The 7468-nt window shown below is 63.5% G+C and carries 6 protein-coding genes and 1 tRNA gene; 3 read left to right on the top strand and 4 right to left on the bottom strand.

Translation table 11 applies throughout. The features are described 5' to 3' along the window. The 3 genes from THIDRDRAFT_RS04350 to THIDRDRAFT_RS04340 all read right to left on the bottom strand — a co-directional run. Nucleotides 1-567, bottom strand: a 567-nt coding sequence (locus THIDRDRAFT_RS04350) for a tyrosine-type recombinase/integrase (protein WP_007039592.1), incomplete at its 3' end; no start/stop codon positions are given. Between the two features lie 197 nt (nucleotides 568-764). Next, nucleotides 765-840: transfer RNA gene (locus THIDRDRAFT_RS04345), tRNA-Ala, on the bottom strand. A gap of 181 nt (nucleotides 841-1021) precedes the next feature. After that, complete coding sequence (locus THIDRDRAFT_RS04340) at nucleotides 1022-1828, bottom strand: cytochrome C assembly family protein (RefSeq protein ID WP_007039591.1); 807 nt, start codon at nucleotides 1826-1828, stop codon at nucleotides 1022-1024. Between the two features lie 162 nt (nucleotides 1829-1990). Between THIDRDRAFT_RS04340 and ffh the strand changes: the two genes are divergently transcribed. Together ffh and mepA are read left to right on the top strand one after the other, a co-directional pair. After that, nucleotides 1991-3403 carry a signal recognition particle protein gene (gene ffh / locus THIDRDRAFT_RS04335; RefSeq protein WP_007039590.1) on the top strand — a complete coding sequence of 471 codons (1413 nt, stop codon included), beginning with the start codon at nucleotides 1991-1993 and terminating at the stop codon, nucleotides 3401-3403. 146 nt (nucleotides 3404-3549) lie between these two features. Continuing rightward, on the top strand, nucleotides 3550-4410 hold the full coding sequence (mepA, locus tag THIDRDRAFT_RS04330) for a penicillin-insensitive murein endopeptidase (RefSeq protein ID WP_007039589.1): 861 nt from the start codon (nucleotides 3550-3552) through the stop codon (nucleotides 4408-4410). A gap of 108 nt (nucleotides 4411-4518) precedes the next feature. Here the strand turns inward: mepA and THIDRDRAFT_RS04325 are convergent, their stop codons facing one another. After that, a complete protein-coding gene (locus tag THIDRDRAFT_RS04325; RefSeq protein ID WP_007039588.1) occupies nucleotides 4519-6849 on the bottom strand; it encodes a coiled-coil domain-containing protein in 2331 nt (776 codons plus the stop codon). Between the two features lie 170 nt (nucleotides 6850-7019). Here THIDRDRAFT_RS04325 and THIDRDRAFT_RS04320 point away from each other — a divergent pair, with 170 nt between their 5' ends. After that, nucleotides 7020-7466 (top strand): hypothetical protein, encoded by a 447-nt coding sequence (locus THIDRDRAFT_RS04320; RefSeq protein ID WP_007039587.1) that lies wholly within the window; start codon nucleotides 7020-7022, stop codon nucleotides 7464-7466. Nucleotides 7467-7468: the final 2 nt, after the last annotated feature.

The following is a 7468-nucleotide window of genomic DNA, read 5'->3' as shown; positions in this document are numbered from 1 at the left end:
GGACGGATCGCGCTCGGCGCGTCCGGTGGCGACGGCATACCGGAATATCTGCCCGCAGTTCTGAAGCGCTCGATGGGCGGTTTCCAGAGCGCCACGGGTCTCGATCCGCCGCACGGTCGCCAGCAGCTCGGGGGCGGTGACAGCGGCGATCGGCCGCGAGCCAATCCAAGGGAAGACATCCAGTTCCAGGCGACGAATGATCTTGCTGGCGTGTCCGGGTGCCCATCCCGGTGAGCGTGAGCCGTGCCATTCGCGGGCGATGATCTCGAAACTGTTGGCGGCCTGGTCCTGCTGGGTGGCCTTCTGTGCCTTGCGGTGCTCGCTTGGGTCGATGCCATTGGCCAGTAGGGCGCGGGCCTCCTCGCGGCGTTCCCGGGCCTCCTTCAGTCCTACGTCGGGGTAGACGCCAAGGGATAGGCGCTTCTCCTTGCCCCCAGATCGATACTTGAGCCGCCACCACTTGCCCCCGGCAGGGGAGACTTCGAGGTATAGGCCGCGCTCGTCGAAGAGCTTGACGGCCTTCTCGGCTGGCTTGGCGTTGCGGATCTTGGCATCGGTGAGCGGCATGTGGGGCAACTCCTTCGGGCCGAAGGGCGGCGAAATGGGGGCATCTGATCTGGCATGTCGGCGGTTGCCCCCGATGCTGCCCCCACGCGAAGGTTGATGTCAATGAATCTCGCTGGACGTTGTAAGACAAATAGGCAATAAAAAACCCGCACTTAGGCGGGCTTGATGACGTTCTTGGATCTTGCTGGACGGGTATTTGGTGGAGCCGAGGGGGATCGAACCCCTGACCTCCGCATTGCGAACGCGGCGCTCTCCCAGCTGAGCTACGGCCCCTTTGAGACGGGTCTCCGAACGTGGGGATGGGCCATTGCTGGCACCCCAGTCGGGCAGAGGGCCATTCTGCACCTAGAGCCTCCTTGGAGACAAGGGGCGGGTGAGAAATAGGGGTTGGCTTGTCGTGGTGTGGGCGGGCGAGACCCGCGCCTAGGTCGAGGCGCGGGTCGGGTGGATGCCTCTAGCGCTGCAGGACGAACTGCAGGACGGCCTTGCTTCCGAAGTAGGCGAGGATGAGGATCACGAATCCGCCGAGGGTCCAGGCGATGGCGGTGCGTCCGCGCCAGCCCTTGCGGAAGCGTCCGACCAGTAGTCCGCCGAAGACCAGCCAGGCGAGGACGGAGAGCACCGTCTTGTGCACCAGGTGCTGGGCGAACATGTTCTCCAAGAAGGCGAAGCCGCTGATCAGGGCGAGCGTGAGCAGGACGAATCCGGCGGAGATCATCTCGAACAGCAGGCTTTCCATCGTCTGCAATGGGGGCAGGGTGCGTACGAATCCGCCAGGGTGGCGGTGGCGTAGATGGTAGTCCTGCACGGAGAGCAGTATCGCTTGGACGGCGGCCAGGGTCAGCAGACTGTAGGCCAGCATCGACAGTAGTACGTGGATCTTCAGCGGCCAGGAGGCCGAGGCGCGCATGAAGCTGACTTCCGCGAAGTGGGTTTCGAGCAGTAGGCTCAACGCGGCGGCGGGCAGCAGGATCAGGCCTAGGTTGTCGACCGGCTTGCTCAGACTGGAGACCAGAAGTAGTGCGATGATGGTCCAGGATGTGAGCGCCAGTGCGTGATAGAAGCCGAGATTGATGCCAGCGCGGCTGAAGATGCTGTCCCAAAGAACCCAGCTATGGAGCGCTAGGCCGAGGAAGGCTACGGCGATGGCCAGCGAACGAGGGGGAATCCAACCCTCCTTGCGGAACAGGCGCATGCCGATGAACAGGGCTGCGGCGATGTAGCTGGCGGTGGCGATGTAGGCGAGGAGGGTGTGAGTCATGTTCTCGACGTCATCTTAAATAAATACGGTGGAACGGGGAACGTATTGTGGTCGTATCGTCCAACATTGACCCTGCATTATACTCACAAGTCATGTCGTAAGCCGATGGCAATGGTTTTTTCTTGAAATTGCGCCGATTAGGCGCCGATTCGAGGTCGTAGCATGTTCCAAAATCTGCAGGATCGCTTCGAGCGTGTCCTGACCAACCTCCGTGGTCAGGGTCGTTTGACCGACGAAAACATCAAAGAGACCCTGCGTGAGGTCCGCATGGCGTTGCTGGAGGCGGACGTGGCGCTGCCGGTGGTGCGCCAGTTCGTCGAGGACGTCCGCGAGAAGGCGCTCGGCGAGGAGGTGACCAAGAGTCTGACGCCAGGTCAGGTGCTGATCAAGATCGTCAATGACGAGCTGGTCATGCTGATGGGGCAGGCCAACGAGCAGCTCGATCTCATCGCCCAGCCGCCTGCGGTCATCCTCATGGCCGGTCTGCAGGGTTCGGGTAAGACGACCAGCGTTGCCAAGCTCGCTCGCTGGTTGCAGGAGAAGCAGAAGAAATCGGTCATGGTGGTGAGCTGCGACGTCTATCGTCCGGCGGCCATCGAACAGCTGAAGACGGTTGCGGCCGAGGTCGGCGCGGAGTTCTGTCCCAGCCAGGGCGACGAGGACCCGGTGGCGATCGCCACGCGCGCGCTCGACAGCGCACGCAAGCATTTCAAGGACGTGCTGATCGTCGATACCGCCGGCCGTCTGCACGTCGACACCGAGATGATGGACGAGATCAAGTCCATCCATGCGTCGGTGAAGCCGGTCGAGACCCTGTTCGTGGTCGACTCCATGACCGGTCAGGACGCGGCCAACACGGCCAAGGCGTTCGACGCGGCGCTGCCTCTGACCGGCGTCATCCTGACCAAGACGGACGGCGATGCCCGCGGTGGTGCGGCGCTCTCGATTCGCCAAATCACCGGCAAGCCGATCAAGTTCCTCGGTACCGGAGAGAAGACCACCGCGCTGGAGCCGTTCCATCCCGACCGTATCGCTTCGCGCATCCTCGGCATGGGCGACGTGGTGTCGCTGGTCGAGGAGGTTCAGTCCAAGGTCGACAAGGATCAGGCCGAAAAGCTGGTCAAGAAGCTCAAAAAGGGCAAGGACTTCGATCTCTCTGATTTCAAGGAACAGTTGGAGCAGATGAACAAGATGGGCGGCATGATGGGCATGATGGAGAAGCTGCCCGGCATGAACCAGCTCCCGGAGCACGTCAAGAATAAGGCGAGCGACAAGGAGATGGGCAAGCTGGTCGCCATCATCAACTCCATGACCCCCAAGGAACGTCAGTTTCCGGCCATCATCAAGGGGGCCAGAAAGCGTCGCATCGCGGCCGGTTCCGGCACTCAGGTCCAGGACGTGAATCAGCTGTTGAAGCAGTTCGCCCAGATGCAGAAGATGCTCAAGAAGATGAAGGGTGGCGGCATGGCCAAGATGATGCGTTCGATGCAAGGTCGTCTGCCGCCGGGCTTCATGCCGGGCGGCGGTTTCCCTCCGGGCGGCATGCCTCCTGGCGGTGGTGGTTTCCCTATGTGAGGCGGGCGTGCCGCGCGCCGTTTGGGAGAACCAACGGCGCCTGCTTGCGATCCTCATCGTGGCCGTAGGTGCGAATGCATGCGCACGACTTGAGGTGCGTTCCTACGTCCGATCACGTCTCCCCTCCAGCAATCGTAGAGATCGGCATGCAATCGATGGTTACCCACTCACGTTGGCGGAGCGCACACCTCCTTTCTGGATTGTTGCTTCTTCTGCTCCCGGTGGCGGGAGTCGTCGCCTCGCCTTGGGGTGATGTGGCGCGGCCCAACTCCGGGCCGGCGCGTGCGATCGGCGGCTATTCCAACGGCTGTATCGGCGGTGCCGATGCGCTGCCCGAGACCGGGCCTGGCTATGTCAGCGTGCGGCGTTATCGCAATCGCTACTATGGCCATCCCGAGCTGCTCGACTTTATCCGCGATTTGGGGCGTGCCCAGCAGCGTCATGGCGATCGGCTCATGATGGTCGGCGATCTGAGTCAGCCGCGCGGTGGGCTCATGTCCTCGTCGCACCGCAGTCATCAGATCGGTCTGGACGTGGACATCTGGTTCACCCTGGCCGATTCGCCCGCGAATGCACGGGATCGGATGGACAAGCGCGGCGATCCAAACAGCATGGTGACCCCGGATGGTCTAGGCGTCAGCCGTTATTGGACTGACGATCAGCGCTTCCTGCTCGAGACCGCCGCGCGTCATCCGTCGGTCGATCGCATCTTCGTCAATCCGCCGATCAAACAGGCGCTGTGCCGCAGCGCGCGCGGCGATCGCGGCTGGCTGCGCAAGATCCGTCCCTGGTGGGGGCACGATGCCCATTTCCACGTGCGTCTCGTCTGCCCGGACGATAGCCCGCTGTGCCAGAGTCAGGCCCCGGTCCCGCCGGGCGACGGCTGTGGTCGGGAGTTGGCCTGGTGGTTCAGCCCGGAGGCACGCAAGCCGAGCAAAAAGGGCGGTGGCCGACGTGTGCAGCCGACCTTTCCCGCAGCGTGCCGTGCCGTGCTGAAGGCGCCCTGAGTTCGCGCGGCGTCGGTGTTGCCCGATGTCTTTCTGGGCTTGGTTGCGCTGTGCCAGGTTGCGGGAGCTAAAGGACGTCGTAAGGACGTCGTTCCGATGCGGCGGCGATCAATGCGGTTCGGTCGAGGTGCTGGTCGCCTGCTGCTCCTCCGCACCCATTAGCTGGCTCAGGCTGTCTTCATAGAATTCGATGCGTACTCGGGTGGCGGCGAGTCGGGTTTCCGTTTCGTGCAATTCGGTGGCATTGGCCTGGCGGCGGCCTTCTAGGGTGCGCCGTTCTTCGTTCAGTTTGGCAAGTCGTTCTCTGTTCGCCCGCTCGGTCTTTTCGAGTGTCTTGAGGTTGCGTTTGATGTCGCGCAGGATGCCGTTTTCGCCGCGCGTCCAGAATCTGCGTTTACGTCCGCTTTCTGCGGCCTTGGTTTCTGCGGCCCGATTCAGTTTGGTCAGCTGGGCCCGCTCGGTTTCGAGATCCTCGCTCAGGGTGAGTGCGGTCTGTTCGATGCTGGCGATCTGGTCGTTCAGTTTGCGTTCGGTCTCGCGCAGCGTCTGGAGTTCGCTGCCCTGCCGGCCTTCCAGGGCGCGCAGTCGGGCGAGTTCCCCGCGCATGGCCTTGAGACGCATCTGATCGCGTTCGCGTTTGCGCTTCAGCTCCAGCTCGGCGAGCTTCTCGGCGTGGGCGAGCTGTTTGGCGAGTTCGGACTGGCGTGTCTCGGCCTCGCCACGCGCATGCAGGTTGGCGAGTTCGCGTTCGCGCAGACGCCATTCCTCGCGGGCGGCTTCCTGCTCCAAGGCGAGCGCCTCCTCCCGTTGGCGCAGTTCGGCCTCTTGTTGGGTGCGGCTGCGATTCCAGTCCTCGCGTGCCTGTTGTATCTCGGACGCCAGTTCGATTCGGCGCTGGTTGTGCAGCGCCTTGGTCTCGTTGGCGAGCTTGGCCTGGAGCTGATCGGTTCGGATCGCGAGTTCGCGGTCGAGCGCGGCCAGCTCATAGTCGCGGCGTCGTTGCAGATGGGTCCGTTCCTCGCGCAGATTCTCCATGCGCTGGAGCAACGCCTCCTGTTCGAGCGCCTGCTCGGTCAGGAAACGGCGCAGCGGTGCCCGAACCTCGATGAGCGATTGCCGCTCCTGGTAGAAGGAGGCCGGATCGCGCTCGAAGGCGCTCCAGAGCCGCACGAATTCGGCGCTGTTGAGGCGTCGACTGGGTTCCTCTGGCAGCTCGAATCCCGGGATATCGGCAAGCCCGCCCTCCAGATATTTGCGGTACTGCATCTGGATGGTTTCACTGAAATAGGCACGCACCGAGGGCGGCTCGAACAATTTGATGGCGATCAGCGAGAAGAAGAGCACCCCGAGCGCGGCCTGAGCGAAGCCCTCGACCGTTTCGAAATGGGGTACGCTGTGCTCCTCGGGACGGTCGCGGAGCGCCTGCAGCGCCAGCGAGCGCGCGGCGAATGTGAGCTGCGGCGGTGCGGCCTCGACCTGACGCGCGGCGACCTCGACGGCGATGCGCTCGAGCCGACTCTGTCGTTCCTGGCGCAGACGCTCCAGTTCCTCGGTGCGTTCGCGTAGGGCTTTTTCGAGTTGTTCGATGCGTTGTGCGATGGACGCGGTCTGTTGGTCGAGCTCGGCCTGTTTGGCCTTCAGCTGCTGGGCGAGCCGTTCGGCATTGGCCTCCCATTTGCGTGCCTCCCGGCCGCGACCTGCCGGGCGTCCGTCGCGGCCTAGGATCTCGTCTCCGATGCGTTTCTGGGTGCCGGCCAGATCTTGGCGCAGGATCTCCATCACCGGCGCGAATTCCTGCTCGATCAGGGATTGGCGCTCGCGCTCGGTGGCGAGTGAGCGGTTCAGGCGTGCGATTTCGGCCTCAATCGGCGCGGTGCGTTTGGTGTAGAGCGCCTTGGTGTCGCGTGTCTCCCGTGCGATCTCGGATTGCAGCCGCGCTTCGCGTTCCGTCTGGTAGCGCTCGACCTGGCGCTGGTGGTAGGTCGCAATGTCGTCGGCACGGATCAGCTTGCCCAGAAAGGGGGCGGTGACATAGAGCGAGACGGCGACGATGGCGAGCCGTGCCAGGATGCCGATCCACCAGCGCAGCAGCGCGCCGAGACCGCGCTCGGCGTTTGGATTCCAGCGCCGTGCCCGGATCATGGGGCGCTCCGACATGATGAGCGAGGCGTCGACGATCCAGATGACCGAGAACATGAGCGCGAACATGAAGAGCCCGGCCAAGGGGCGCATCCAGGGCGTGTCGTGCGGCACGATCGAGGCCCCGATCAGCCCCCAGACGACGCCTTCGAGGCTCGCCATCAGCAGGATCAGGACCCAGGCGAAGCCGAGCCAGACGGAGACGGCGGGTGTGAGCAGCCGATCGCCGTAGGGACGCAGGCGCAGATAGGTGGTGAATGCAATGCTGGAATGCGGGGACGAGCGAGATCGGTTGTCCATAGTGAGATCTCATGGGAAGGGGGCGAGGCTTGGCCTATTCTATGCTTTCGGTGCGAGCCGGGCATCCGCTCCAGGGTTGCACCGGATCCGTCTGTCCAAGCATGATGTGCCGTTAACATCCGCCGCCCCGACGGCGGTCATTGTGGACAGTCCTTCGAGGTTTTCGACACATGGATCGCCTGACGCGAAACTCCATCATCATCTCCGCCTTTTTGTTTCTGTTTCTCATCGTGACGCTGGCCTGGGACCGCTACGGGGCGACTCCGCGCGTCTGGCAGCTCAATACGCTGCTGGAAGAGGATCCGGTGTTGGCGCAGTCGCCCTATCGCTTCCGGGTCACCGTTTTTCTCAACGGCATCGCAACGCTCACCAGCCCGCTCGCCGACCTGGTCTCGATCGAGACCTATGTGAAGACCGCTGATCCGTCCCTGGCCGACAAGCCGGCGGACGACGCCGCGCTCCAGGCCGCCGAGCGCGCCTTCCGCGAAACCGAGATGCGCGCCATCGCCGTCATGCTGGCCGAGCCCGACGTGGATTCGGTCGTCTGGTCGCTCGACCGGGCCTGGTATCACAAGCACGGCGTGCGTCTGGAGATGACTCCCGGCACGGGTATCTGACG

This window comes from Thiorhodococcus drewsii AZ1 (assembly GCF_000224065.1).
GTDB classification, from domain to species: Bacteria; Pseudomonadota; Gammaproteobacteria; order Chromatiales; family Chromatiaceae; genus Imhoffiella; species Imhoffiella drewsii.
This window is presented reverse-complemented; position numbering and strand designations above follow the sequence as displayed.